Origin of the sequence: Phyllobacterium zundukense, from assembly GCF_025452195.1 — a bacterium.
GTDB lineage: Bacteria > Pseudomonadota > Alphaproteobacteria > Rhizobiales > Rhizobiaceae > Phyllobacterium > Phyllobacterium zundukense_A.
The window spans coordinates 219,277-243,235 of the sequence record NZ_CP104971.1 but is presented as its reverse complement, the minus strand read 5'-3'; the positions used below and the strand labels follow the sequence as shown (position 1 = coordinate 243,235).

Sequence of the window (23,959 nt, the reverse complement as noted above, 5' to 3'; positions counted from 1 at the left end):
TCGAAGAGCCCAGACCAGACGGAGAGTTTGTCATGACAGTAGTTTCGGCAGCAGTGGCCACCTCAACGCCGGCAAATGCGACAGCAACGCAATCGATTGCCTCGCAAAATCTTTTCGAACACATGTCCGGCAATATCCAGGCATTGCCGCACGGTGCCAGCCCGGCCGATCTCGGGCGTACGCTGATCGATGATTTGAAGGGTTTTGTCGAGCGGACCGGCAATTTTACCAACCGGACCAATGAAGCGGCAAAGGCAACCTCACAACCCTCCTTTACCAACGCTTCGCCGGGTAAACAAACGCCTGCAGAGGTCGAGGACAAACAGATCACCCGGGTGGTCGAGTCGCTCGGCACGATGTTCGATCATTCGATCGAGACACAGATGGTGGTCCGTGGAACGACACAGATTTCCGGCGCTGTGAATACGCTTGTCAAGGGACAGTAATCGCCACATGGAGGGGGGTCCCATGCAACGATTGCTGCCGCGATGCCTGGCCGTGGCGGCACTCTGTCTCGTTCTTGCAGCCTGTAAAGAGGACCTTTATACCAATCTCGAGGAGCGGGAAGCCAATGCCATGGTTGCCGCTCTGCTGCAAAGAGGCATCCCCGCCAGCCGGATTGTCCAGAAGAACGGCAAACTCTCGGTTACCGTCGATGAAGACCAGTTTGCCCAGGCTGTAACGGTCCTGAACGAGGCCGGTTTGCCAAAAGCACAATTTGCGACCATGGGAAGCGTCTTCAAACAGGAGGGGCTTGTCGCCTCTCCCGTGCAGGAGCGGGCCCAGATGATCTATGCTCTGAGCGAAGAGCTGTCCCGGACCGTTTCCGAGATCGATGGCGTCGTGTCTGCTCGCGTCCATGTCGTCCTGCCCGACAATGATCCGCTGCAGCGCAATGCTGTTCCGGCATCCGCCTCGGTCTTTATCAGGCATGAGCCCAACCTTGACATCAACACGCTGATCCCGCAGATCAAGACCCTCGTTGCCAATGGTATCGCAGGCTTGACCTATGAGAAGGTTTCCGTGATCCCGGTCGTTGCGACAGGCACGAACCCGGCCATTGCAAATATCGAGCTGACATCATTCCTCGGCATATGGATGCATCCCGCCAGCGCAGCAAAGGCAAAATGGCTCTTCGGGACGCTCCTTGTCGCAGTGCTCGGCCTCGGCGGTGCCCTTGGCTACCTCTTCTTGCAGAGGAAACGCAGGCGGGTCTATCCGCTCGTACCCGTTGGACCGGCCAAGTGAGCGAGACCCCGGATACGAGCAGCATGCAGGCGAAGTCAGGTCCTTCACCTGTTGCGCAGGACTGGTCGGGCGCCATGGCAATGCCAGCCCGGCTGGTGCATCCCGAGCGCCTTATTGCCTGTTACGATGACGCAATCTCACTTGACGTCGCCGTCCAGCTGCAATCATCGGACCGGGTGCAGCGGCAATTGGCAATATTGCTGATGGATCATTTTGGACTGCCCAATCTTCCCGATCCTGCCGATCTGGATCAGGCAGATCTCAGCTTGGTGGCAGCACCGGCTGAACAAATCTCAGCTCTCGTTCCTCTTGCCGGTGCTGTTTTCTGGGCGCATGTCCTTGCTTCGGAAATCCGGGCCAGCGAAGTGGCGGAGATAAAGCGCCGGATCGGAGATGGCGCCTTCCAGACGGCGCTTGCCAACCGCGATCTTTCCAGCAATCTTCCCGGTCCGGACAATCTCGACACACTTCAAGCGGCAGTTGACGGAGACGGCTATCGCTGCCTGACCAGCTGGCATCACGCACTGCCGTCCGGGGCCGGCGCCTGGGCGCGGCTAAAGCATGCCAATGACAAGTTTTTTGTGCCGTTTCCGGAGCCAAGGGAGCGTGTGCTTGGTGCATCGATCATGCGCAGGCTGGCATTGAGCCTTACTCTGCAGCCCGCACCCGGCGAGGCGCAATGACCGAGCTTCCGACAATGCCAGGATCGAAGATTATCCGCGAACGGGACGTCCAGCACTGGGCCGATGGCTTTGCCTTCATGGCCGCCACCAAGGCAGAGGCCCAAGCGCAAATGGACCAGATCCACGGGATTCGCGAAGCGAGCAAAAAGGAAGGCTTTGAAGCCGGTTTCGAGCAAGGAGCGCTCGAAGCCGCTGCCCTGTTGACCACAACCACAGCCCGCGTCAATGAGTATGTCGCCGCCCTCGACCAGCAACTGGTCGATCTCAGCCTGTCCATCATCACCCGGATTTTCGGCAAATTCGACGATGCGGAACTAGTGGCGAAACTGGCGCAGCATGCGTTGCAGGGGTTTCAACGCGAGCGCGATATCACCATTGCTGTTGCGCCAGATATTGCAGAAGACGTATCGCGGCGCATCAAATCCGAATACGCCAATCCATCGCTCAATATCACAGTTGTTCCCGACCCTCGCCTGAGCGGAACCAAATGTGTGCTTTCCAATGCGATCGCCGTTGTCGATGCCGGTCTCGAAACACAGCTCGCGGCAATAAGGGAAGCGCTATTGGCAACCCGGCGCCATGATGGAGCGGTTGAATGAAGCGAGAATTCAACCCGCCTGACCTCAGCCAGCTCATGGGGCGGCTGCAGGATACCGCATCGAAAGCCGAGACCCGTCCGGTTCGCGGCCGTATCCGCAAGATCACAGGCATTATCGTGCACGCCACCGTATCGATGGTGCGAATTGGCGAATACTGCCATCTGCGCGATCCCGTATCGGGGCGTATCGTGCCTGCTGAAGTTGTGGGGTTTCACGACGAAGAGGCCGTGCTGACGCCGATCGGCGATCTCGACGGCATGTCCACGCGCGCGGAGGTTATCCCGACCGGCCACACGCTGCAGATTCCCGTCGGCCCGCAATTGCTGGGATGCGTGCTCAATCCGCTGGGCGAGGTGATGAACCGCACGGGTCTGCCGACACCCCTGCAGACGAGCAGCTATTACCCCACGCATAATGTTCCGCTGCAACCGCTGCAACGCGATCTAATCCAATATCCGCTGCAGCTCGGGGTAAAGGCCATCGATGGTCTCCTGACCGTTGCCCGGGGTCAGCGCATCGGCATTTTCGGTGAGGCTGGGGTGGGGAAATCCTCGCTGCTTTCGAGCATTGTGCGCGGCACTCAGGCGGACGTCATCGTCATCGCACTGATCGGCGAACGTGGCCGCGAAGTGCGGGAATTCATCGACATCCAGCTCGGCGAGGAGGGCCGCCGGCGATCCGTTGTCGTGGTGGCAACCTCCGACCGTCCTGCCATCGAGCGCGTGAAAGCGGCCTATGGTGCAACCGCCATCGCCGAATATTTCCGCGATCAGGGGCAGCATGTCCTGCTCCTGATGGACAGCGTCACCCGCTTTGCCCGCGCCCAGCGCGAGATCGGTCTTGCGGCGGGCGAGCCGCCGACGCGGCGGGGGTTCCCGCCTTCCCTGTTTGCGGCACTGCCGCGCCTGCTTGAACGGGCGGGACCGGGTTTGGGCGGTTCGATCACCGGACTTTACACCGTGCTCACCGAAGGTGACGGAACACTCGATCCTGTTGCGGAAGAAACCAAGGCTATTCTCGACGGGCACATTGTCCTGAGCAGCGACCTGGCACAGCGCAACCATTTTCCCGCGATCGATGTCTTGCGCAGCCGCAGCCGCCTGATGGACGCGGTGGCAAGCAGATCCCACCGTACCAATGCCGCAAAGGTTCGCGATCTCATGGCACGTTACGAGGATATCGAATTGCTGCTGCGTGTCGGGGAATATAAGCGCGGCGCCGATCCGCGGTCGGATGAAGCGCTGGATAGGCATGAGCGGATCGAACAGTTCCTCCGGCAAAATAGTGATGAGCATTTCGGCTTTGCCGAGACCGAACTGCAGTTACAAGGACTTCTCGCATGAGCCAGGAGAAGAGCCTGCACAAGCTGATGGAGCTGCGGAAAGTCCGCATGCGGACTGCCGAGGAGGCGTCGATCCGGCAGCAACATGCGGAAAAAGCCGCCGCCATGGCCGTTGATGCGGCCGCAAACCATATCATCCAGAATGATGAGAACCGGCTCAGCCGCGAAACCGCCATCTATGAACAGATGTCCAGCGGGCCCGTCGGGCGTCATGCACTCGACGACTGTCAGCACGCCCTTTCTGCACTGAACTATCAGGCATCCCGACTGCAGCAGATGGAAGAACAGGCAAAGGCGCAATTGGCGCAGGAGGCAGAAAAGGCGCGCGACAAAGCGGCCGAGCATCTCGCCAAACTTCGGCAGCACGACAAACTGGGAATCCTTCTAGAAAAACAAGGGGCGCAAAAGGACAAGCGCACGGACTTGCTGGCGGAATTGGAGGATGAGGACCAGCAGCGGCCCGCTCCGCCCCTTCAAAGGGGGCTTTGAGCATGAAGAGGCTGGCAGAGGCGCAGACATTTCCGCAAGAGCAGTGGCAAACCGGGTTGAAAGACAATCTGGAGTGGCTCCCTTGGGTCGACCCGGCTCATATTGAGATCTTGAATATGTTTCCGCGGGACGCAGCGCCGGTTCGGCTGATCGGCGCCGGGGTTGAAGCGGGTGTGCGGCTCGCCAGCCGCGTTTTACCCCTTGTCAATCCTGTTGCCATTCCCGTCGCGATCGGGCCGTGGGCCTGCAAACTGGTTCTGTCCGCCGGGACTTTGGAACGCCTGCTGCAAGGGCTGGGCATCACCAAAATGATCGCAAACTTTGCGCCGCGTCAGCGAAGCATTCTGGTGGAGCATATGCTGAGCGAACAATTGGCCCAACTCGAAGCAATCCTCGGGCACCCCATCCGCTTTGGCGAACAGAAAGAGCTCGCAGACTCCGACGTCGTTCTGCCATGGGTGATAGATTTCGATGACTTTCCACGAAACGCAGAGTTGCATCTCGGCCGTGAAGCGGCACGCGCGCTCGGACAGGCCCTGAGACAAGCCAGGCCCGGCCACGGGGCCGAGCTGGTCGCCGTTCTTGCTTTTCCCATCCAGCTTTGCGCCGGAACACAGGTGGTGACGGTTTCGGAATTGCAGGAGCTGCGATCCGGTGACGTGATCCTGCGCAGGGAGTCATCCGAAGCTAATCCTTTCGCCATTCTGTCCCGGCGCTTCTTCGCGTTCATCAGGGCCGATAGACAAGAGCACAGACTTACCAGCGGGTGGAAACCCCTTGCCAAGAATTGGGAGCATTCGACGATGTCTGAATCCACCTCCAACGCCTCCGGCGCGGCCGGGTTCGAACAAATTGAAGATCTGCCGGTCGATCTGGTGTTTGAGATCGGCCGCTGCGAACTGCCCCTCAGCGAAATCCGCAAGCTCGGCGAGGGTAGCGTCCTGCCTGTTGCGGCAAGCACGACAAGCGCTGTGAACATCCTGGCAAACGGACGTTTGGTCGGTAATGGAGAATTGGTCAAGATTGGCGCAGGACTTGGCGTAAGGGTGCTTCGGCTGTCTAAGAATGGGTGAGTATCAAACCAACCTTATTCCAATCATCGTTATCGTCTCGGTCATCGGGCTCATTCCGCTTGCGGTTGTGACGATGACGGGATTTCTCAAGATTTCGATCGTGCTGTTTCTGATCCGGAATGCTTTGGGTATCCAGCAGTCCCCGCCAAATCTGGTTCTTTATGGTATCGCGCTCATATTGACGGTTTATGTGACGACGCCGCTGGTGGGCGAAATGTACCGCATCCTTGAGGCACAACAAGTCGATTTGCAGTCCATGGACAGCATGAAATCCGCTGCCGAAGCATTGCGGCCGCCGCTACAGGCCCACCTCTCAAAGTTCACCAACGAAAACGAACGGCAGTTCTTCATGCGGGCGACCGAAAATGTCTGGTCACCCGAAGCCCGCGCCGATCTGAAGCCAGACAGTCTGCTTGTCCTCATTCCGGCATTCGTCAGTTCCGAACTGACGCGCGCGTTCGAAATCGGCTTTCTCCTCTATCTGCCCTTTCTTGTGATCGATCTGATCGTCTCCAATGTTCTGATGGCGATGGGCATGATGATGGTCTCTCCGACGCTCATTTCGATACCCTTGAAAATCTTCCTGTTCGTTGCCGTTGATGGCTGGTCGCGGCTGATGCACGGCCTTATCCTAAGTTATGGGGGCACGTAGCAGTGGGTCAGACAGCTTTCCTTGCTCAAATGCAAAGCGCTTTGCTGACCGTCCTGTTGGCGTCCGCACCAATTTTGGGCATAGCCATTGTGATCGGCATCGGCGTTGGGTTGATCCAGGCATTGACGCAGATCCAGGATCAGACGCTGCCGCAGGCGGTAAAGCTTGTGGCCGTCATGCTCGCGCTCATCGTTCTCGGACCAACACTGGCTTTTCAGGTTGCAAATCTGGCAAGCCATGTCCTCGATACTTTTCCCGCAATGACGCGATAGCGGGCCATGGATGCTGTCTCGACCACCTCATCCCTGCTTGCCCTCGCCTATCCGCTCCTTATGGCCACGGCCATAGCGGTAGCGCGCGCGCTTGGCATGATCATCGTGACACCCGCTTTCATCCGCCTCGGTTTGACCGGGCTGATACGGTCCGGTGTCGCGGTCGCCATCTGCATTCCCGCCATACCCGGCGTCCTGAATTCGCTGCTGGCAGAGGGCCAGATGAGCAGCTTGGTCATTACCGGGCTGCTCATCAAGGAACTGGTTGTCGGCACGATTATCGGCATAGCATTCGGCATTCCGTTTTGGGGCGCCGAAGTTGCCGGGGATTTGGTCGACCTGCAACGTGGTTCCACCTCGGCTCAGCTGATCGACCCGTTGCAGGTCAGTGAGACCAGCATCGCCGGAACCTTGTTCGTCTTTGCCCTGCTTGCGCTGTTCTTCATGTCGGGCGGCTTCCTGCTGCTCGTCGATGGATTTTATAGAAGCTACGAAATATGGCCGGCCGCCAAGTTCATGCCAGTGGTGAATGTCAATGCCGTTCCGGCCCTGCTCGGCGTTCTCGACCGGATCATGCAGATTGGTGTGTTGCTGATCGCACCCGTTGTGCTTGCATTGCTGCTGACAGATCTGATGCTGGCATATCTGTCGCGCATGTCGCCGCAGCTGCATATTTTCGACCTGTCGCTGGCGATCAAAAACATGCTGTTTGCGGTGCTGATAGTTCTCTACATAGCCTATCTCGTGCCCTCTATGATGTCGGAATTGAAAGACCTTCGCGGCACGTCCGATATCCTGCGCACGCTCGTCATCGGCAACCCGGACAAAACACCCTGATCTGTCTTTTGTCAGGCCACAGCTATGCCGAGCTGGTGTAGCGCAACGTCGATCTGTGCAGCCGACTGCGGACTTGCGTCGCCGCTTTTGATCTTGTCGGCCACGCTGGGCAGAGTAATCGCTGCTTTACCCGAAACACTCTGCGTGCGGTGGTTGAGTTGCTGCGGGTCTGTATAGCGTGTGTCATCTCCGGCTGTGGTGGTAATTTTCGATACATCGCCGTTCTGGGCATCGAGCGTGTGGTGAAGGTTATCCCGCAGCGTGGCAAGCTTGTCTTGCGGTATGGCGTTGAGCCAGCTAACAAACTTCTGAAGATCGGCTTCCTGATCGAGCTTGTAGCCCTTCATCTCCGCATACTTTAACAACAGGGGGACCGGACTGAACCCTTCCCCGCTTTGATCGACCAATGCTTTCGAAGCTTCCGGCGAGAGTTTGGAATGTTGCAGGAAGCGCATGGACGTATCGGTCATATAGAGATTCGATTGCCGTGTATTGGTGAGAAGCATTTGCCCGATGACGGCTGCTCCGACGATGACGAGGCCGACCGGGCCTGCCATGGACCCTGTGCCGAACGCGGCCACGATACCGCCTGCTCCAGCAGCTGCCTGCAGCGTGCCCATTTGCCAATCGCCGCCCATATAGGAGCGCGTGGCGAGGACAAGATCAAAGCTGGCACCAACTGAACCCAGCCATTTGGCGGCTGTCGTGCTGCTGCTGCCGAAATGTTTGACGGCGAAAGAGTCGGGGTCGATTTGCTTGAATCCGTTGAGCAGTTCGATACCGCGCTGCCCCACTCCGGCGGCATCGATGAAAACCTTGTACTTCATCAAAGGATCCTGGCCGGTTCGGCTCAGTGTCGAAGCGAGCCCAACCCCCACGGCCGCCAGACCTATCAGCCGCAACATCTGTCCTGGGACGGTGTTGCTTTTGAACGACTTCATTCCATCATTGGTATCGGTAAGCTTGGCATCGAGGTCTCTCAACTTCTGCGCCATCTGGGCTTCGGTATCGCCCGCAGCCGGTAAAGCCTCTTCAACCGCTTTCAGTGCCTTGTTGAACTCGTCATCCGGTATGCCAAGCAGCTTGGCTGCCCTTCCATCCTGAAGTGAATGGATCCCCGCCTTGGCCCGCTCGATACTTGCCGGATCATTGGGATTGAGGTTGCCGAACGAAGGCAGCACGTTCCGGCGCACGATCTGTGTCATGCCTTCTTCCGCCAGCTTGCGGCCGCGATCTGTCAGGCGTGCCTGATGGGTCAGCAGCGAAACAACGGCAGGCTTGTCGAGAAGGGCCGGGTCGTTCTTGAGAGCTATCTGCATGGCCATGACCGAGCGGTCATCCGAAAGGATGGTCTTGATCGTCTCATCTGCTGCGCCCTGCTGCGAGGCAAGTTCCGGAGGCAGATTTGCAAGCTGGCTGACCTGCTTGAGAAGCTGGTCGCCCTTATCGGCAACTTCATTTTCCAGCTTCAGCTTTTCGTCTTTCCAGCCCTGACCCTTTTCGATCTCATAATCTGATATCGCCTTTTCAAGCTGCTCCGGCGTCATGGTGGGGCCATGGTTTGTAATCAACCACTGCAGTTCCTGCATATGGGCCGAGTACTTATCAACGCTGCCATTGACCGAGCCCGTCGCGAATTCACCGACGCTCGGGAGGATCGTGCTCTTAAGATAGGCGTCCGAAGGCGCAATATCCGCTGCCCGCTTCAACGGAAAATCAAGACTGGCTCCTGAAATTATCGCCATGCGCATCGATTCAGAATTTCCCGTATCCATCTTTATAAAGCGGTCGATGACCGTTTTGCCCGATGAAGTTTCGCCGATACGGCCAAGAATTAAGGTGAGGTTCTGCTGCCCTTCACGGCCAATCAGGTCGCCGCCGATCTTCTCCTGACGGCGTGCATTTGCCGCCTCTATCGTTGGCAGCGCATCCAGCATCAATTGCGAGGCCAGTTGAGGATCCGCGTCCTTGGTCAAAGCCTCGAGCTTGCGCATCGAGTCCGCGCTGTCGCCCTGATCGCTGACGGCCTTTTCCGGATCGTAATCCTTGAGACTCCCTGTCGCCCAGTCGGCCGCCTTGCCTATAAGATCTCTGGCATCGGCATTCTCGCGGATTGCCGCCTGAAGCTCTGGGGGCGCATCCCGGTATGAACTGTTCAGTTTGTCATATGCCTCGCCCGGTTTTCCGGTGGCATTGGCATTATCGATGATCTGACGGGCTTGAGATTCGATATCAGGACCGCGATGCGTCGTGGCACGAAGCGGGATACCGAAGTCTTTTGCCGTATTTTCAATGGCCGTCCGTGATGGCGCCGCATCGGTCCATTCATGATCATAAAGCGCCTGCAGGGATGTTGGCTGCTCCCTCTCTGGAAGGCCCTCAAGGTATTGTTTGACGTCGGTGGCAATCTTGGCGGTGCCGCCATCATAATCAATGTTTCTGTCATCCGAATATTGGAGCTTGTTGCCGATTGCGTAGATCTCGCTGGCAAAGGTTTCCTGCGGATCCGGCTGGAGCTGCCGTTCCCTGGCGGCGGTTTCGATTGCACTGAGGGCCGGGCTGGCATCCTGCCAATCATCCTTGTTTCCCACGAGGCGCGATACGGCAGCCTGACGCCCTTCCTTGGGAAGACTATCCAGATAGGCACCTACATCGCGCTGTATCTTCTGGGTTTCGGTGGCAAAGTCAGTTTTTGACGGATCGTCGACATATTGCAGATTATTGCCGCGCTCATATATCTCGTTTTTGAAGGCTGCCTCGCCACCCGGCACACCCTTGTTGTTCTGCGTGCTGTTCGCCGCGAGCTCGGGTGCAATATGGGGTAGGATGAGGACATCATCGGTTTTGATCAGATCGCCATGATTGTCGTAAAGGCCTTTATTCGCCTCCATCACGTCACTGAACCTGACATTGTTTTCGTCGGCGATTTTCCAAAGATTATCGTTGGGCTGGACGACCACAAGCTTTTCATTGTCCGCATCGAAGGATTTCGGTCCGCCAGCTTCGGCGCGCTCACGCACCGCCTGTCTGATCTGCTCGACGAAAAGCTGCTGTTGCTGCTGCGAAGTGAGCGGTATCTTGTTGCCATTGGCATCATAGCGGCTTTTGCCGTCTATATCGATACGAAAGGACATCGCGTTCTCCTGCCTGTAGCGTGAGCCGCCCTATAGAGTTCACCGGCAACGGCAGGAAGAAACATGGAATATAGGCCTAACAGTTTTATGACACTGGCGACCTTCGGAACCACTATCTCGCCAACGGCGACCGAAAGAAATGCAATTGCCAATTGCGCCCGACGGGATCATCATCCCAAGACTTTGCATCAGACGTTCAAGGCACGCTAACCTCATCAGAAAGGACAGTACTTTGTTCCAGCCCATCAACAATGTGGGATCGCAGCAGGCGCTCGAGAACAATTGGAACGATGAGAATGCCATGCGAAAGTTCGAACGGGCGACGGAGGGGGCATCCCGCCAGCGCAAGGACGAAATTCAAGCCAACAAACAAAGACCGACCTCGGTTGAGCTGCGGGCAAGTTCCAAATCGGTCGAACAAAAAAATGCACCCGGCGATCAGGATGCCTCGCGCGCTTCTTTCGAGGCTTCGGTTGCAAACAAACGCGATAAGGATGCGCAAACTGGGCAGGCAGCTAACGTCAAGGCAAGCAATAGAGCCACAAGGCACTATCTTGCGGGCGGCTTGTGTCTTGTCATACTTATCGTGGTGATCGGCTACCCATATTTTATCTGATCGTGATGGCCGAGTCCCAAGGATTGAAGTTGCGGCCGTGCTCAGCGCAGTATCTGGCCCAAGAACAGCTTGCTGTGCTCGTTTTGCGGAAAATTCGGATGGTTTCCACCGTCTGAACATCATGGCAGAGTGGAATCCTGCAGCGGAAACGCTCGCCTGAACCAACAGTGCGACAATCCTCCTCGCCTTTGTAAACTTAACCTGACATCGCCTGTGGACGCCATGTCACATGCAGTTCACAGACGCGCGTTTAAGCTTAACGCAGGACTGAAACGTCACAGAGACATGAAAGGCGTGTCACATGTCGAAAGTCAGCGCACCGACCAACCGTTCTAACTCAGCCACAGCAGATCCTGAGACCGTCAATGCATGGGAGCAGGCCCAGAAAACAGCCAAGGAGGCGGGTATATTCTGGGAGCGACCGAAAGGTGACAATCGCTCGGCGCAGGACATCATCAACGATACGCCTCTGTTGCGTGATCTCGGCAACCAGAGCGGCGTCAGGTTCATGCTGGAGGACCGGGTCGGCGGTGATATAGAAACGGATGCCGATGCGGCGTTCAGGGCGGCGCAGGTTCTCGAACATGTCGAGAAGTTTGACGAGAACGGAGAAAGGGTCGTCGGCGACGACATCGATAACGGCCGCGTCGACGGCTTCACCAAGGGTGGCGATGCAAGGCATGGCACCGAAGCGGGCCGCCTGCAAGACTTCGGTAAATATGGCTTCTCCAACCTCAAGGGTGAACTCAATGACGTATCGTCTGCCGGCGACGATCAGGAAGCCCGCGACCAAGCCGAGGAACTGGGCATAGGGTGGGAACGACCGGAAGGTGACGATCGTTCGGCGCAGGACATCATCGACGACAGTCTTCTGCTCAAGAACCTCGGCAACCAGAGCCATGTCAAAGACATGCTGGAGGAAAGGGTCGGCGATTTTGAAAAGGACTCCGATGCCGCGTTCCGGGCGGCGCAGGTCGTCGAACATATCGAGCGTTTAGACGGAGACGGGAACAAGATCGTCGGCGGAGATGTCGGCAACGGCCGCGTCGACGGCTTCACCAAAGGCGGCGAGGCGAAAAACGGCACGGAGGCCGGTCGCCTGCAGGATTTCGGCAAATATGGCTTCTCCAAGCTCAAGGGCAAGCTCGAGAATACGGCATCTGCCGGCGATAACAAGGAAGCCCGCGAACAGGCCGAGAAGGTGGGCATAAAATGGGAACAGCCGGAAGACGACGATCGCTCGGCACGGGACATCATTGACGACTCTCCGCTGCTTAAGAATCTGGGCAACCAGAGCGGCGTCAAGGACATGCTGAAGGAACGGGTTGGCGATTTTGAAAAGGACGCCGACGCCGCATACAGAGCGAGCCAGATCCTCGATCGCATCACGATGTATGACGAGAAGGGAAACGCGCTGTCGGGAGATGACGTATCCAATAGCAGTATTGATGGCTTCACCAAGAGCGGCGAAGCACGGCATGGCACAGAGGCGGGTCGTCTCCAGGATTTCGGCAAGTATGGTTTTGACGTCATAAAAGACGTGAAGAAGCCCGAGGACATCGGCAGTTATAAGGATTTTGTGAAGGCAAATCCGGGCGCTGACGAAACGTCGAAGACGATGGCGAAATACGCCGCGATCATCGGCGAAAACTATGATGGGATCAAAGGCAAGACCGGTGCAGAAGACAACCTGACGGCCGACGATCTGAAAAGGTACAAGGAAGAGAACCCGCAGATCAGCGACGACTTCAAGGAAGCGCTCAATTTCTGGTCGCAGCCCGGCGCATTCACCAAGCTCGAAACGGCGCAAGATCCGCTGAAGCTCAAGCCTGACGGCAATCTCAGCAAGAACGACCTGAAAGGCTGGATTGAAAAGCAGGCTCCAAAGGATGCCAGTTCGGCCATCACGTTCCTGTCTGGCGTCACCAACGCAAGTGTCGTGGACGGCACCGACACCAGCAAATTGACCAAGGACCTATTCGAGCACCCCGACAAATACTCGACGGAAGAAAAAGCCGCGGCGCTTCAGGAACTGCTGTCCGCGCAGCAACTGATCATCAAGGGTGCCGAGTCGGGCATGTGGAAGGATGACTACTCCAAAGTCAGCATCGCCAACCGCGCCCGCACCCATCCGGATCCGCAGGAAGTGCTCAAGGATCTCAACGAGCACATTAGCATCCTTGAGAAGGATCCCGAGGTGGTGAAATACCTGAACGAAAACAGCTCCAAGCAAATGACCGAGCTCCTGGACAGGAACAAGGGTTTGAAGGACGCCCTGCAGAAAACCTATGACGACGAGATCAAGTCCGGCAAGGCTCTCGACAGCCTGTGGGAAACGAAGACGAAGGACGGCAAAACCGACCAGCAGGGCGCTCTCGCCGAGTTCTACGGATCAGCAAAGATGTTCCAGGAAACGTTGGGGATCGAGAAGCCGGGCGAGATTCAAGGCGCCGTCAACAGCTCCAAACACAAGGTCGATTTCCAGGATTTCTACGAGAAATCGCTTGTGTCCGGTAATCGCCTGAACGAACTGCTGAAGGACAATACGTTCGAGGAGGCTGCCAGTGCATTCAGCACCGAGGTTGCACTTTACAATGCCGCGCTCGATCCTGAATTTACTGGAAAGTTCGACGACAAGCTGAACGAAAACTTCTCCAATATTGCGCAGGAAAATGCATTCAAGGATGCCTCTTTCGACAACCTGAAGCAGGCGTTCGGCGTAAATGGTGGTGATCAGCTGGACGAGGAGAAGGTAAAGTCCTACCTCGAGCAGATCAACAAGGACAATCCCGAGCTATTGGTCAATGAGGACGGGACGGTCGCAAAACCTGACCAGATACTGGCTGGTTTCAGGGGGAGCTGGGACGTGTTGCGTCAGGGAACGAAATCGCTCGCCGAGCTTGGCCCAACCTGGCTGGATCCGTCGGCCAAGGCAGCCGCCGACAAGGGCGTTCTGCATGGCGTCAGCGGTCTCTTCATGGCCGGCGTCACGATCTCCAAGGGTATTCAGAGTGGCGGAAATCCGACAGAGAGGCAGAAAGTCGACATAACGACCGGGTCGATCCAGACGGCGACACTGCTGACTGAAGGGGGCATCAAGGCCTGGAAACAATATCTGAATGATGTGGCAGACAAACATCCCGACACCGCCATCGGTAAGAAAATCGGCAAGATGTCCGACGAGAGTTTTAAGAGTCTAACGGACAACTGGACCCGTGCGGAAAATGCGGCCAAGGGCATTGGCGGTCTCGCCGGTATCGTTGCTGGGGCCTATGGTATATTCGACGGCGTCCAGTCGATCCGCAAGGGCGATACGGTTGGCGGCGGCATCAGCATCACCGCAGGCTCCTTGGGAGCACTTTCTGGCCTCGCCTCTGCTGTGGAAGGTGGCTTGGGCGCATTCGCTCCTAGCATCTTGAGAACGCTTCCGATCGCCGGAGCGGCGGGTGTCCTTGGACTGGCCGCCGCCGGTGTCGGTGCTATAGCCATGCTGCTGCCGGGCCTGATCGAAGAGGGCAAACAGCAGACAAGGGCCGACAATTTCGGCGAACTGCTCGGCGGCTATCTGACGAAATACGAGATCGACGGTGTACCGAACGGCGACCTCTCCGATGTTCCGGATGACGCCTGGCCCGATAGCGACAGCGGCATCGCGTCGTAAGGCGATAAATGAGGTCTGTTCACTACCCGAGAAAGAGGGGGCGACGCGTCCCCTCTTATCTGGACCGACATCGGACGCGCCTTCTTGTCGCTGAGCTAAGTAATGTGACTAGGACTCGTAAACCTCCGACAACCCTCGAAGCCTAATGCCACGCAACTCGTAGCCGGAAGTTTGCGACAGACTATTCGTGCCTGACTGTCTGCGACGTTGAGCTGGGCATGGTTTCGATCGACCCTAAACCCTTAGACAAGACCGTTCCACAAGAGACAACGAATCCTGCGTTGGCCCGCCACCGACATCGTGTCTCAACCGTATTAGCAAGTGCAATTGTCACACCTCTGCAGCAATTGGAGACTACGGCTGAATATACATCTCTAGTAACGAAATGATGTCACCGAAGGGGGCTGCCGCAAGATACGCCAAGGTGGTGGGATAAGCACCTTTGCCACGTCGTCCCGTCCTGATTCAATCTTTTGAAACGAGAAGATTATTGAGAACAGTTCGTATCTTACATCGTAATCGCTTGCTCGAATGTCTGGAAGCACTAAAAAATAGCGATGGGCTCACGCGTAACCAATTGGCCGATCAATTGTCTTTGCAACCGGTCACCATCAGTTTGCTCGTTCGCAGATTGGTCGACGCCGAACTGGCTGTGGGCCGGTTCATTCATACTGGCAAAGTCCGTGGGCGCCCAGTCACGACCTTCTTCATCAACCCCGCCGGATTATATTTCATGGGAGTTCATGTGGACGCGAAATTTATCTCGTGCGGGTTAATTGACCTTAAAATGAATCAGATTAGTCATACTATTCGACCAGTGCGTTGCGAGAACGGACTTAAAGCGGAAATAGCATCGATTGTACGTACTGCTGTTTTTGAATCGCAGACTCCCGGGCACAAAATTTTTGGTGTGGGGATTTGTATTTCGAATGATTTTGCATCCAGTTTAAACGCGGCGGGTGAATCCGCACTCACCATTCGTTCAGTGTCCCAGGAAGATACCGGCGATTGGAAAATACAAATGTACACCAGAGAGGCTGCAAATTGCGCATTTGTTGAGTCCGAGCCTCCAGTTTTGCAAATAGAGCCCCAATCCAGGCCAGCACTCAATGGCTCTACTGGTACGGTGTGCTTCGGTGCAGCACTGCTATTGCAGAAATCCTTGTTTCGTAACGAAAACTCTAGACAAGCCTGAGCCCGGTATCGCGAGACATTTAATTCGGGCCTTCCTCAATCTGCGGGGTGGTTGGGAAAATGTCGCGTTGTCTTTTCGCTGGTCAGGCTGATAATCTACTCGAGGCGACAGCCTAGTGGCGATGCCGGGCCAGCGTTCCGACCGAATGGCGCGAGCCCAGAGCTTTGGCAAGATGGTCAAGCCCCTTCGCCGTGGTATGAAAAGATCTTGTCCTGACGCCGTAACGTTTCGACGTGCGGTCGATCGATAGCAATTTTTTGCGCAAGAGCCATTTCATTCGATAGCGCAGGAGGCCGTTTCCGCATGGCAACCACCTCCATATGGGTTCGAGGTCGTGATCGAACTGCGAAAATGGAATATAGGCCGTCGGTCGCGCGGCCAATCTCAGAATCTGTGCGTCCATTCTGCTCAGAGGAGTCATCATGCGATCCGGTCTTCAGTTTGTCGAATGCAAAGGTTCCCCAGAACAGGATATTCACCAACGTGGTAACTATGCTGGGCCGCGTTCCTCTGCATCCTTCTCGAATTCAGGACTATGGCGAAGATATAGTTTGTCCTGATATATCCTCGTGATCAAGCCCGTCGAATCCAGTCCATGGGCTCTACATCCCCCGAGTAACGGACGTTACCGAACAACTGCGGTTAAGTTTTTGGATTGATTGGCGCGGCCCTGCCCCGTTCCGCATCTTCTCCGCCGCAGCGGAGCAGGCTCTCCATAAGATGCGATGGATCAACGGCATGCGTGCGAGACACTTGCCCGCATCGGCAGTTTCAAGAGCCGAGCCGCAAGGCTACAGAGCCCGCTGGCGTTCCATCCTCCAGCCTTGTTCATGTTCGGGCGTCATTCAGCCGGCTTGCGCAAGCTTGATCCAGGCGCGCGCGTGGCGCTCGGTGTTGACGAGTGTTCTACGTCGTTGCCTAACACGGCTGTCCAACTGTGCTTCCGATGTTCATAGACGGAAAATTTCGGCGCCGGGAACTGCGGATCCCGACCTGACCGCACCGACATGTACCTACGTGTTTCGATGCATTCATTTTATATCAACCTCGAGCCTCGACCGCGCTATGACGCCAAGTCCACCGATGACTTGAAGCACGCAGCGCAAGCTTCAGTTTGGCGAAACGACCATTGGCACCGGCTGAGACTTTACAACGCTATGGCGAACCGCGGCCGCTGCGCGATGCCGAATCGGAAATTGCATACCGGGCAAGCCTCAGCAAAGCCAGAACGGCGCAGTACGCTTGAATTTGCGCCATCTGTCGTGCAGCCGGCCGGCTCCGGCAAGCTCGAGATGTTTCTGCCAACCGGTTACCGCGCCGATGGCGCGATGGACATCGGAACTACCCACACGTTCCCGGACATCCGACAATAGTGTTCGCGTGGTGATGATGTCGTTGGCTTCGCCCAATACTTCCTGTAGCCGCGACAATTGCTTAAGATATTTCTTGGACGACGCCTGGCCGGAATAAAGCGGCAGGAAGAACGCTGTGGCGTACCGCAATTTCTTCAAGGTGAGCCGCAGCTTGTGGCGTGCTTCGGGGCGAAGATGACGAAAATGCCGCCCGCGCTTGATTGCCTTGCGTTCGAGGCGGTCAAGGACGCGTGCCGCAAACTCCGGCAATGGCCCGGCCAATATGCCAAGGTGCTCGCTGGCGACATCGTTGCGCCAGCTTCTCTGCTCAATGGCGAGCCCAAGCGACAGCAAAAAGCGGTTGGTTTGCGGGTCGGCAATACTGTCGCGCACCGCATGATAACTTTTTTCCCGGAAAGGAGCGCTCGCTTCGCGCAAGGCAGAGAATTCAATATCCGGGAGATTGGCCTTCTCGAGATCGGCGACCGTTGAACGGATAAAGACGTCCCAATTGCGCGCCGGTCCCAATGTTCGCGCGAACCGCTGTGCTTCGGCGTCAAGCGACTGCAACGAGGGCGCACTAAATTCGCGCCGCAACAAGTACAAGGCCGCGCGCAGTCGCCGCAAGGCCACGCGCAGCTGGTGCACACCTTCTGGTTCACGGCCGGTTTCGGCTGGGCAAAGGTTTGCCAGTATCTGCTGCTGACAGTCGGACAACAGCTTGGCAATCCCGTCATCGACGCTGTCTTCACCGCTAAGATTTGAGGATCCAGCCTTCACCGCTGTTGGGCCGATCGTCAGTGCCAGCGCATAGCCGCGGGCAGATTTGCTCTGGGTTTCAAGGCACAGCGGCGAGACGTCCAACAAGCCGAGGCCGAATTGATAGAGTGCAGCGGCCCTGCCCTGTTTCAGTTCGAGTTCGATCTCGGACAGCCGCTCCTGCTTGGTTTCGGCCTCAATCACCCCGTCGTCGAAAGCGACTTCGATCTGCCCATCCGGCACATCGAGAGCAATGGCCTGCCGGCGCACGTTGGTGACAAAGATCGGCACGAGTTCATCGACAGCGATCTGGTTGAAAATCCCGTCAATTTCGGCGGTCTGCATCACGGCGAGATCAGGAGCAAGTGTCGCGACGGGCGCCTCCCATTCGTCACGTGTCAGCGGATCATTGACCGACAAACGTTTGATTGTTTGGGTAAACCGTTTTCCACTGCGCCGAACCCGCAACGACAGGCCGGCATCAAACAGCCGATGATCCGTCGTATCGTAATAGGTCGCTTCCAGGCGGCGGATTGTTCCCTTGTTGCGTGCTGACTGCAAAATGGTGGGCGAGGTTCGAACCTGATCGAGAGCACCAGGATTGGTACGCAACTTCGTTTCGGTTTCAACGGGGGCAGACTGAGGCGAACCATTGTCCGTGTGCGCCTGTTTCTCCGTGCTGCGATCCGACGCCGCCATTGTAGAATCCCTTCACATCGCCCCCGATATAGTCGGATATTACGCTTCTGATCCTCATTGGGTAAGTCGTAATGACACGTCCGGTACCGCCGCGAAGCGGGATCTCTTTACCGAAAGCTTCATGCATGGCGACTTGGGGCCAAACCTTATATTGACGGCCCGTCAATCTCGCCAACAATCGTTTCGTTCCGGCGCTTGAGCGGATTGTACTTCGGCGCTATCCTCTGCGGCACCAAGATATACGAGCAAGAGGAACCTGTTGATGCGCCGGCTGATGCTTCTTCGTCATGCCAAATCGGATCGGCCCGAGGGCACTGACGACCATCAGCGGCCGCTCGCAAAACGCGGTCGACGAACGAGCCCTTTGATGGGCACATACATGGCAGAGAAGGGACTTATGCCCGACCTCGCCATAGTTTCAACGGCTCGGCGCGCCAAAGAAACCTGGAAACGCGCACGCTCCGCCTTTAAGCACAACATTTCCCGGCGAAAAGAACCGCGTATTTACAATGCTTCGGCGAAGGCCATCCTTGATATCATCAAGGAAACAGCACCCGATGTTAAGGCGCTGTTGCTCGTCGGACATAATCCCGGACTTCAGGACCTTGCTCTCAGGCTGATTGGCAAGGGAAGTCAATCCGATCTGTCCCGACTGCACCAAAAATACCCGACCGCGGGCCTTGTTGTAATCGACTTCGATGTCAAACGCTGGCGTGACGTATCCGATGATCTCGGCCGGCTTATACGCTTCGAGACACCGAAATCCATCGGCGACCCTGCAGACGTAAGGTAAGTGCGATTGTCGGGGACTTTCGCATCACCGAGACCGGTCCGTGGTCACATTTTGCGCTCGCGTGCCGAAACCGCTTGCGCTGACGTTGAACAACGCGCCACTGATACGAAAAGCAAATAAGTGCGTTTGGTCTAATTTCACATGCGAAAGGTTGATGCGTTCGAACTCTGGCTCGGGGCCCGTGTTTGAAGCAACCTAATCCTTTGTGATTTATTGTACTCGACCAGCGGTTGTGTTCTCTTGGTCAAGTTCATCGAATTCTAGACAAGCATTTTTCAAGTCATTCTTTGTGTTTCTTGCAGGTTCCGAGGGGAGGGAATCATGCGACACGAGCTCGCTGCGCGCGAATACAAGCTGCTTTTGGATCCTTCCAAGTTCGTGGAACCTCCATCTGAGAAGGTCGCTGTCACTTTGTCTTTAATTCCGAGATTTGCCGCGTTTGGCGTCTATAAACGCCATTCTTTGCCCTTAAATGCGAGATGACGATCAGGTTCATTCGATGGTAATTGATGTCGAGGCGTGACGTCGGTTCTCAATCTGGCGACCGATCCGGTTGACGGTTACGTGCAAGCGGTCCTCCTTTTGATAAGTCCGGAGCAACGCGACCCTGGCGGAGTCATCGATACCAGTGGCAAACAACGCCGCTTTGAGCAGTGGACGCTTCTGGACCACTGCAATCGCGGCGAGACAGAAGAGGCGGATGTCCGGATTGAAGCTCTGCAGTGCCGAAGCTGGATCTCCGCTGACGTTCTTTAGCGCCATCGCAAAGGTAACGCCCCGCATTGCCCGTCGAATTTGGCGGATGCTGTTCTGCATTACCGCTTGCTCAAGCAGAACCGACCCAGTCCGTGCGTGCTGAAGCAATTTTTGAGGCAAGACGCCCTTACCCAACTTGGGCAGTGTCGATGTGAGCATCACCCCACAGATTTGACAGTCGAATGCCCAAGCTCGTCGCCAATGCTTGAGTGCGAGGCTGCGCAGCGTACAGTTCGGACAGGCTTGGAATGGAAAAAGCGCGGTCAACGCAGCTTCGGTATCATTCAATGCGGGAAAGGTCAGCGACTGGATAAGTTCGGGAGTAACGCGCGCGGCCATGGCGATCTTTTCGGCTGCGCCTGCTTCGAGCTCGAAATCGAGGGAAACCGAATATCGATAATCCACGCCGACGTGCGCCAGAAGATCGACGAAATCGCAGTAATTGGCAATCGCAAGCCATGTGAGCAAGCCAGAAAGCAACTCATCTTGGATAGGCATGACAGTCTTTGGCAGCGGGCGCAGTTCAGGGGCCCGCCTGCTCCAGACGCCGTTGCACGGGCCCATGGCGCGACCAGACGGGAGACCATCTGGCGATCGCGCCATCGGTGATGCATTCCTCGCCCGAGCGGATGGCATCGATGGAAAGATCCTTGACCAAGGCGAAGATGCGCGATGTGATCCCACCGGTCAGCGCCAGCATCTGCTTTAGCGATTTTACCTTCAGATTGGACTTCTTTTCCAACGGCATGGCTGCGATGAGGGTCTGGATCATATCCGAGAATTCGGCGTCGTCGCGCCAGTTCGGCAGGTGATGCTCGTCGAGTCGTCGGGCAAGCTGGATATCGCCGCGAATGGCATCAACGGCTTCGCTGACCCCGAAGCAGACCAGAGACGCCTCGAGTTCGTTGCTGAGATACCGCAAGACATTGAGGAAGCGTCGCTGCTCGCGATGGGTCCCGGCCAACAGGTTGTGGACTTCATCGATCATGATCATCCGCAAGCCGAGATCGCGCAGGAGGGCAATGACACGGACCTCGAGGGAGGCGACACTTTGTGCGCGTATACCTAGCGACGTCGCCGGCGCCCCGACGGCCCCAAGGACGTGCAGATAGAACCGTCGTTCATCAGGGGCAGGAGGCGCTTGCAACAATAGGAGCGGTGTGTGAGTTATGCCTGCCACTGGGTCATATTCCGGCGCGTACCTGCGAGACAGGTTGCGGGCGATCATCGTCTTGCCGATGCCGGAGGCACCATGAACTAGAAGGCCAGGCATCCGGGTTTGCCGTGGCGCTTCGATCAGGCTCTGCAACCTGTCCAGAACCTGCTCTGCGCGGGGAAAGCCCATCCAGATGTCCGACTGAATGAGGGCGATGCGACCGTCTTCCCCAGTTCCCTCTGCCCTCACGTTACCATCTCTCCACCTTGAACAGCGGCCGCGATGTATCAGCAGTGTCTACAGGGCGCAGCCCCTTGGCTGGTGGATCGGCCTGGACTGAGCCCTTCAACGTGTTTCGTCTTTCGCGGGTTCGACGTTCGGCCTTGGTCAGTACCCGGCTTTCATCTGCGATCTGGCGTTGCTGATTGATCAATTCGGCAAGCACCACCTCACTGGACCCTTTCTTGCCCAAGGCACGACCCTTCTGCATGGCCTCGCGATACTCCCACAGCGACACATGTGGGATTTCGAGGTTGCGGTATCGCGCTTCAACACAACGTCCGCCTTCCAACTCGACCCAGATCGCAGAGAGGTCACGGGGATCGTACCGGACGGCCACCTTCCCATTCTTGCGACCGACGCGCCCTGCCAGGGCATCCGACCAATAGCGAATGTCGAACAGATGGATGCCGTCACGGCGAACCTGTCGCTGCTCGCTTGGTAAGAAGCTCACCCGAAACGCATCCATGTCGAAGGGAATGTCACCGGACATCTCCCCGGACAGTGTCTCCCACTTGGCAACGGGCGTGCAGGCAAGGCTCGAGTGAATGGTGTTGTTATAGCGGCAGATTTCCAAGGCGAACCAGCTGTCGAACTCGCTTAAGGTCATCGTGGCCATGGCTTCGGCCTTATAGCTGCCTTTGGCGGCGACGGAGGATTGGGTTGTTCCCGGCAACAAATGCACCGCCCCCATCATGGTGCCGATCAGCCGCTCGATATGCCCCCCGAAATGCGGGCTCCCCGGCGGCCTGTACACAAGATCGATCCCCCATTCAGCGCAAGCCGCCTGGAACGCCCGGGATCGAAAATCGCGACCGTTGTCGACATGGATACTGCGCGGTTTGCCCTGTGCGGGCCAAGGGACATTGCTGTCCAGCTGGGCCAGCAGTTCTGCCTTCGGTGCGACCACCCGCGTCAAACAGAGCGCCACCGACAGGCGAGAGGGCGCCTCGAAGCTCACGTAGTAACCGGTCACCATGCGTGTGGCGATGTCGATCGCAAGTGTCACCCAGGGTCGGCCGATGGGCTTACGCTCGAAACTGTCGACAAGGATGATGTCCGCAGGTGTGTGGTCGATCTGCACGACATCAAGGGGAAGGTCGGCCCGGTTCCTGCCCGGCACAGCCCCAAACCTCTGGCGCGCCGCCCTTGCGCCCTCTCTCGCCTTCATGATCTCGCGCTCATCCATCGCATCAAGCCGTCTCTGAACGGTCCGCCGTGTCGGCGTTTGCAAACCACGTTCACCACAGGCAATGCGGATCTCCGTCACTACCCGCGACAAGCTCGGACGTTCCCGCCGCAAGTAATAGCGGTGAAGGTGCTCATCGATGACGGCCTCGACCTCGCTGGATATGACCGTTATGCCTGCACGGCGACCGCGCTTCTGCGGTACCAACGCACTGGTCCGCCCGCCGTCCTCGGCAAGGGCGCCGAATCCAACGCCAGACCGTCGCCCTGCTGACGCCGAGTTCCCAAACCACGTCGCGAATGCCGCTTTCCAGACTGCCTGAGCCAGTGAGGTATGCTTGAACGAGTAGACGAAGAATTGCGGCCCTACGCGTGGCTTCAGCGCCAGTTGCACCCGCTTGGTCCTCTTCCCTCACCATCCCCAACCCATCGAATGCTTGTGAACGCTGTCTCACTTTTACAGGCAAGAATCTCGATTTTAAAGGCAAAATATCATGTTTAATGGCAAAGCATTGCCATTGATTGTGTTGAGTTGCTCATCTCACCTTTAAGGGCAAAGCGACAGTTGGCTTGGCCCTGCAAACCGATGCGTTGTTCCTGCGACAATCTTTTCGGAATACGGACCACACCCAGATCCCAAAGAAGAAACCGCTTTACTGGTTTGCCCTCGCTGTTCTGCTTCGCAGGGATTTGGACATCCTGGTACGGCATCAGGAAGAAAAAGGAAGGTCCCATTCAAGCCGACGTCTTCGCGTTTCTGACTACCTTCCCCAATGCAGTCGTCAAACCGGTTCATGAACAGGCGATGCCGGTCATCTTGCGGACGTCCGAAGAAATCGACATCTGGATGAATGCGCCGGCCGAGGAAGCGCTGCAGTTGCAAAGACCCCTGCCCGATGATGAACTGATTGTTCTGCCACAACCGAAGGCTGAGGAAGAACAGCCACTGCTATTATGAAATTGATGAACAAAAAATATGTTTGAAACACACCTAGCAACAGAGGCTCGCGGCACTATTGCTAGAGCTACGCCGCCGCCCCCGCCAAGGATACCTAGAAGGTCCCTATCGCTCCGCGCAATCGTCGCAGATCTATTTCTAAAAGTTGATCGAAACCTGCTGCCTCAAGGGACTATCGTCCCTATGTTTTTTGCCCCACCGGGCTACCATGATTGCAA

The 23,959-nt window shown here is 56.8% G+C and carries 20 protein-coding genes; 15 read left to right on the top strand and 5 right to left on the bottom strand.

Annotated features, from left to right (window positions below):
- The first annotated feature begins 32 nt into the window (after positions 1–32).
- Genes N8E88_RS05695 through sctT form a run of 10 tightly spaced genes read left to right on the top strand, consistent with a single transcriptional unit; the run spans position 33 to position 7,195 of the window.
- A complete protein-coding gene (locus N8E88_RS05695; protein ID WP_262291537.1) occupies positions 33–446 on the top strand; it encodes a hypothetical protein in 414 nt (137 codons plus the stop codon).
- A gap of 22 nt (positions 447–468) precedes the next feature.
- The gene (sctJ, locus tag N8E88_RS05690) at positions 469–1,248 is read left to right on the top strand and encodes a type III secretion system inner membrane ring lipoprotein SctJ (RefSeq protein ID WP_262291536.1); all 780 of its coding nucleotides are present in this window, start codon (positions 469–471) and stop codon (positions 1,246–1,248) included.
- Entirely contained in the window at positions 1,245–1,931 is a 687-nt protein-coding gene (locus N8E88_RS05685) for a type III secretion protein (protein ID WP_262291535.1), read from the top strand. Before sctJ ends, N8E88_RS05685 begins: the two co-directional genes overlap by 4 nt.
- A complete protein-coding gene (locus tag N8E88_RS05680) occupies positions 1,928–2,530 on the top strand; it encodes a FliH/SctL family protein (RefSeq protein WP_262291534.1) in 603 nt (200 codons plus the stop codon). Before N8E88_RS05685 ends, N8E88_RS05680 begins: the two co-directional genes overlap by 4 nt.
- The gene (locus tag N8E88_RS05675; RefSeq protein WP_262291533.1) at positions 2,527–3,873 is read left to right on the top strand and encodes a FliI/YscN family ATPase; all 1,347 of its coding nucleotides are present in this window, start codon (positions 2,527–2,529) and stop codon (positions 3,871–3,873) included. The genes N8E88_RS05680 and N8E88_RS05675 overlap by 4 nt, the downstream gene beginning before the upstream one ends.
- Positions 3,870–4,361, top strand: coding sequence for a type III secretion system stalk subunit SctO (sctO, locus tag N8E88_RS05670; RefSeq protein ID WP_262291532.1), 492 nt, complete (start codon positions 3,870–3,872; stop codon positions 4,359–4,361). The genes N8E88_RS05675 and sctO overlap by 4 nt, the downstream gene beginning before the upstream one ends.
- Before the next feature lie 2 nt (positions 4,362–4,363).
- A complete protein-coding gene (sctQ, locus tag N8E88_RS05665) occupies positions 4,364–5,434 on the top strand; it encodes a type III secretion system cytoplasmic ring protein SctQ (RefSeq protein ID WP_262291531.1) in 1,071 nt (356 codons plus the stop codon).
- On the top strand, positions 5,427–6,086 hold the full coding sequence (gene sctR, locus N8E88_RS05660; RefSeq protein WP_262291530.1) for a type III secretion system export apparatus subunit SctR: 660 nt from the start codon (positions 5,427–5,429) through the stop codon (positions 6,084–6,086). Before sctQ ends, sctR begins: the two co-directional genes overlap by 8 nt.
- Before the next feature lie 2 nt (positions 6,087–6,088).
- Positions 6,089–6,358, top strand: a complete 270-nt coding sequence (locus N8E88_RS05655; protein WP_262291529.1) for an EscS/YscS/HrcS family type III secretion system export apparatus protein — start codon at positions 6,089–6,091, stop codon at positions 6,356–6,358.
- Positions 6,359–6,364: 6 nt separating this feature from the next.
- Positions 6,365–7,195, top strand: a complete 831-nt coding sequence (gene sctT / locus N8E88_RS05650; RefSeq protein WP_262291528.1) for a type III secretion system export apparatus subunit SctT — start codon at positions 6,365–6,367, stop codon at positions 7,193–7,195.
- 11 nt (positions 7,196–7,206) lie between these two features.
- Here sctT and N8E88_RS05645 read toward each other — a convergent pair whose 3' ends face one another.
- Positions 7,207–10,329 (bottom strand): LysM peptidoglycan-binding domain-containing protein, encoded by a 3,123-nt coding sequence (locus tag N8E88_RS05645; RefSeq protein ID WP_262291527.1) that lies wholly within the window; start codon positions 10,327–10,329, stop codon positions 7,207–7,209.
- A gap of 232 nt (positions 10,330–10,561) precedes the next feature.
- Here N8E88_RS05645 and N8E88_RS05640 point away from each other — a divergent pair, with 232 nt between their 5' ends.
- The 3 genes from N8E88_RS05640 to N8E88_RS05630 all read left to right on the top strand — a co-directional run bounded on the left by N8E88_RS05640 (position 10,562) and on the right by N8E88_RS05630 (position 15,801).
- On the top strand, positions 10,562–10,945 hold the full coding sequence (locus N8E88_RS05640) for a hypothetical protein (RefSeq protein ID WP_262291526.1): 384 nt from the start codon (positions 10,562–10,564) through the stop codon (positions 10,943–10,945).
- A 301-nt stretch (positions 10,946–11,246) separates the two neighbouring features.
- The gene (locus N8E88_RS05635; protein ID WP_262291525.1) at positions 11,247–14,606 is read left to right on the top strand and encodes a type III effector HrpK domain-containing protein; all 3,360 of its coding nucleotides are present in this window, start codon (positions 11,247–11,249) and stop codon (positions 14,604–14,606) included.
- Between the two features lie 442 nt (positions 14,607–15,048).
- Positions 15,049–15,801 (top strand): hypothetical protein, encoded by a 753-nt coding sequence (locus N8E88_RS05630; RefSeq protein WP_262291524.1) that lies wholly within the window; start codon positions 15,049–15,051, stop codon positions 15,799–15,801.
- Between the two features lie 1,214 nt (positions 15,802–17,015).
- Here N8E88_RS05630 and N8E88_RS05625 read toward each other — a convergent pair.
- On the bottom strand, positions 17,016–18,611 hold the full coding sequence (locus tag N8E88_RS05625) for a CYTH and CHAD domain-containing protein (RefSeq protein ID WP_262291523.1): 1,596 nt from the start codon (positions 18,609–18,611) through the stop codon (positions 17,016–17,018).
- A gap of 262 nt (positions 18,612–18,873) precedes the next feature.
- Here N8E88_RS05625 and N8E88_RS05620 point away from each other — a divergent pair, with 262 nt between their 5' ends.
- Positions 18,874–19,404 carry a SixA phosphatase family protein gene (locus N8E88_RS05620; protein ID WP_262291522.1) on the top strand — a complete coding sequence of 177 codons (531 nt, stop codon included), beginning with the start codon at positions 18,874–18,876 and terminating at the stop codon, positions 19,402–19,404.
- 492 nt (positions 19,405–19,896) lie between these two features.
- Here the strand turns inward: N8E88_RS05620 and N8E88_RS05615 are convergent, their stop codons facing one another.
- From N8E88_RS05615 to N8E88_RS05605, 3 genes are read right to left on the bottom strand one after another with little or no spacing between them, the layout of a single operon-like run.
- Positions 19,897–20,658: a TniQ family protein gene (locus N8E88_RS05615; protein ID WP_262291521.1), complete on the bottom strand. Its 762-nt coding sequence runs from the start codon at positions 20,656–20,658 to the stop codon at positions 19,897–19,899.
- Positions 20,659–20,683: 25 nt separating this feature from the next.
- The gene (locus tag N8E88_RS05610) at positions 20,684–21,565 is read right to left on the bottom strand and encodes a TniB family NTP-binding protein (RefSeq protein ID WP_262291520.1); all 882 of its coding nucleotides are present in this window, start codon (positions 21,563–21,565) and stop codon (positions 20,684–20,686) included.
- Between the two features lies 1 nt (position 21,566).
- A complete protein-coding gene (locus N8E88_RS05605; RefSeq protein WP_262291519.1) occupies positions 21,567–23,177 on the bottom strand; it encodes a TnsB C-terminal domain-containing protein in 1,611 nt (536 codons plus the stop codon).
- Positions 23,178–23,369: 192 nt separating this feature from the next.
- Between N8E88_RS05605 and N8E88_RS05600 the strand changes: the two genes are divergently transcribed.
- A complete protein-coding gene (locus tag N8E88_RS05600; RefSeq protein WP_315975214.1) occupies positions 23,370–23,741 on the top strand; it encodes an SOS response-associated peptidase family protein in 372 nt (123 codons plus the stop codon).
- Positions 23,742–23,959 lie beyond the last annotated feature (218 nt).

Bases quoted from the DNA above. Each gene is read 5' to 3' on its own strand.
- sctT (WP_262291528.1), top strand. From the start codon at position 6,365: ATGGATGCTGTCTCGACCACCTCATCCCTGCTTGCCCTCGCCTATCCG.
- N8E88_RS05680 (WP_262291534.1), top strand. From the start codon at position 1,928: ATGACCGAGCTTCCGACAATGCCAGGATCGAAGATTATCCGCGAACGG.
- N8E88_RS05645 (WP_262291527.1), bottom strand. From the start codon at position 10,329: ATGTCCTTTCGTATCGATATAGACGGCAAAAGCCGCTATGATGCCAAT.
- N8E88_RS05625 (WP_262291523.1), bottom strand. From the start codon at position 18,611: ATGGCGGCGTCGGATCGCAGCACGGAGAAACAGGCGCACACGGACAAT.
- N8E88_RS05675 (WP_262291533.1), top strand. From the start codon at position 2,527: ATGAAGCGAGAATTCAACCCGCCTGACCTCAGCCAGCTCATGGGGCGG.
- N8E88_RS05620 (WP_262291522.1), top strand. From the start codon at position 18,874: ATGCGCCGGCTGATGCTTCTTCGTCATGCCAAATCGGATCGGCCCGAG.
- N8E88_RS05695 (WP_262291537.1), top strand. From the start codon at position 33: ATGACAGTAGTTTCGGCAGCAGTGGCCACCTCAACGCCGGCAAATGCG.
- N8E88_RS05600 (WP_315975214.1), top strand. From the start codon at position 23,370: ATGCGTTGTTCCTGCGACAATCTTTTCGGAATACGGACCACACCCAGA.
- sctJ (WP_262291536.1), top strand. From the start codon at position 469: ATGCAACGATTGCTGCCGCGATGCCTGGCCGTGGCGGCACTCTGTCTC.
- sctQ (WP_262291531.1), top strand. From the start codon at position 4,364: ATGAAGAGGCTGGCAGAGGCGCAGACATTTCCGCAAGAGCAGTGGCAA.
- N8E88_RS05615 (WP_262291521.1), bottom strand. From the start codon at position 20,658: ATGCCTATCCAAGATGAGTTGCTTTCTGGCTTGCTCACATGGCTTGCG.
- sctR (WP_262291530.1), top strand. From the start codon at position 5,427: ATGGGTGAGTATCAAACCAACCTTATTCCAATCATCGTTATCGTCTCG.
- N8E88_RS05635 (WP_262291525.1), top strand. From the start codon at position 11,247: ATGTCGAAAGTCAGCGCACCGACCAACCGTTCTAACTCAGCCACAGCA.
- sctO (WP_262291532.1), top strand. From the start codon at position 3,870: ATGAGCCAGGAGAAGAGCCTGCACAAGCTGATGGAGCTGCGGAAAGTC.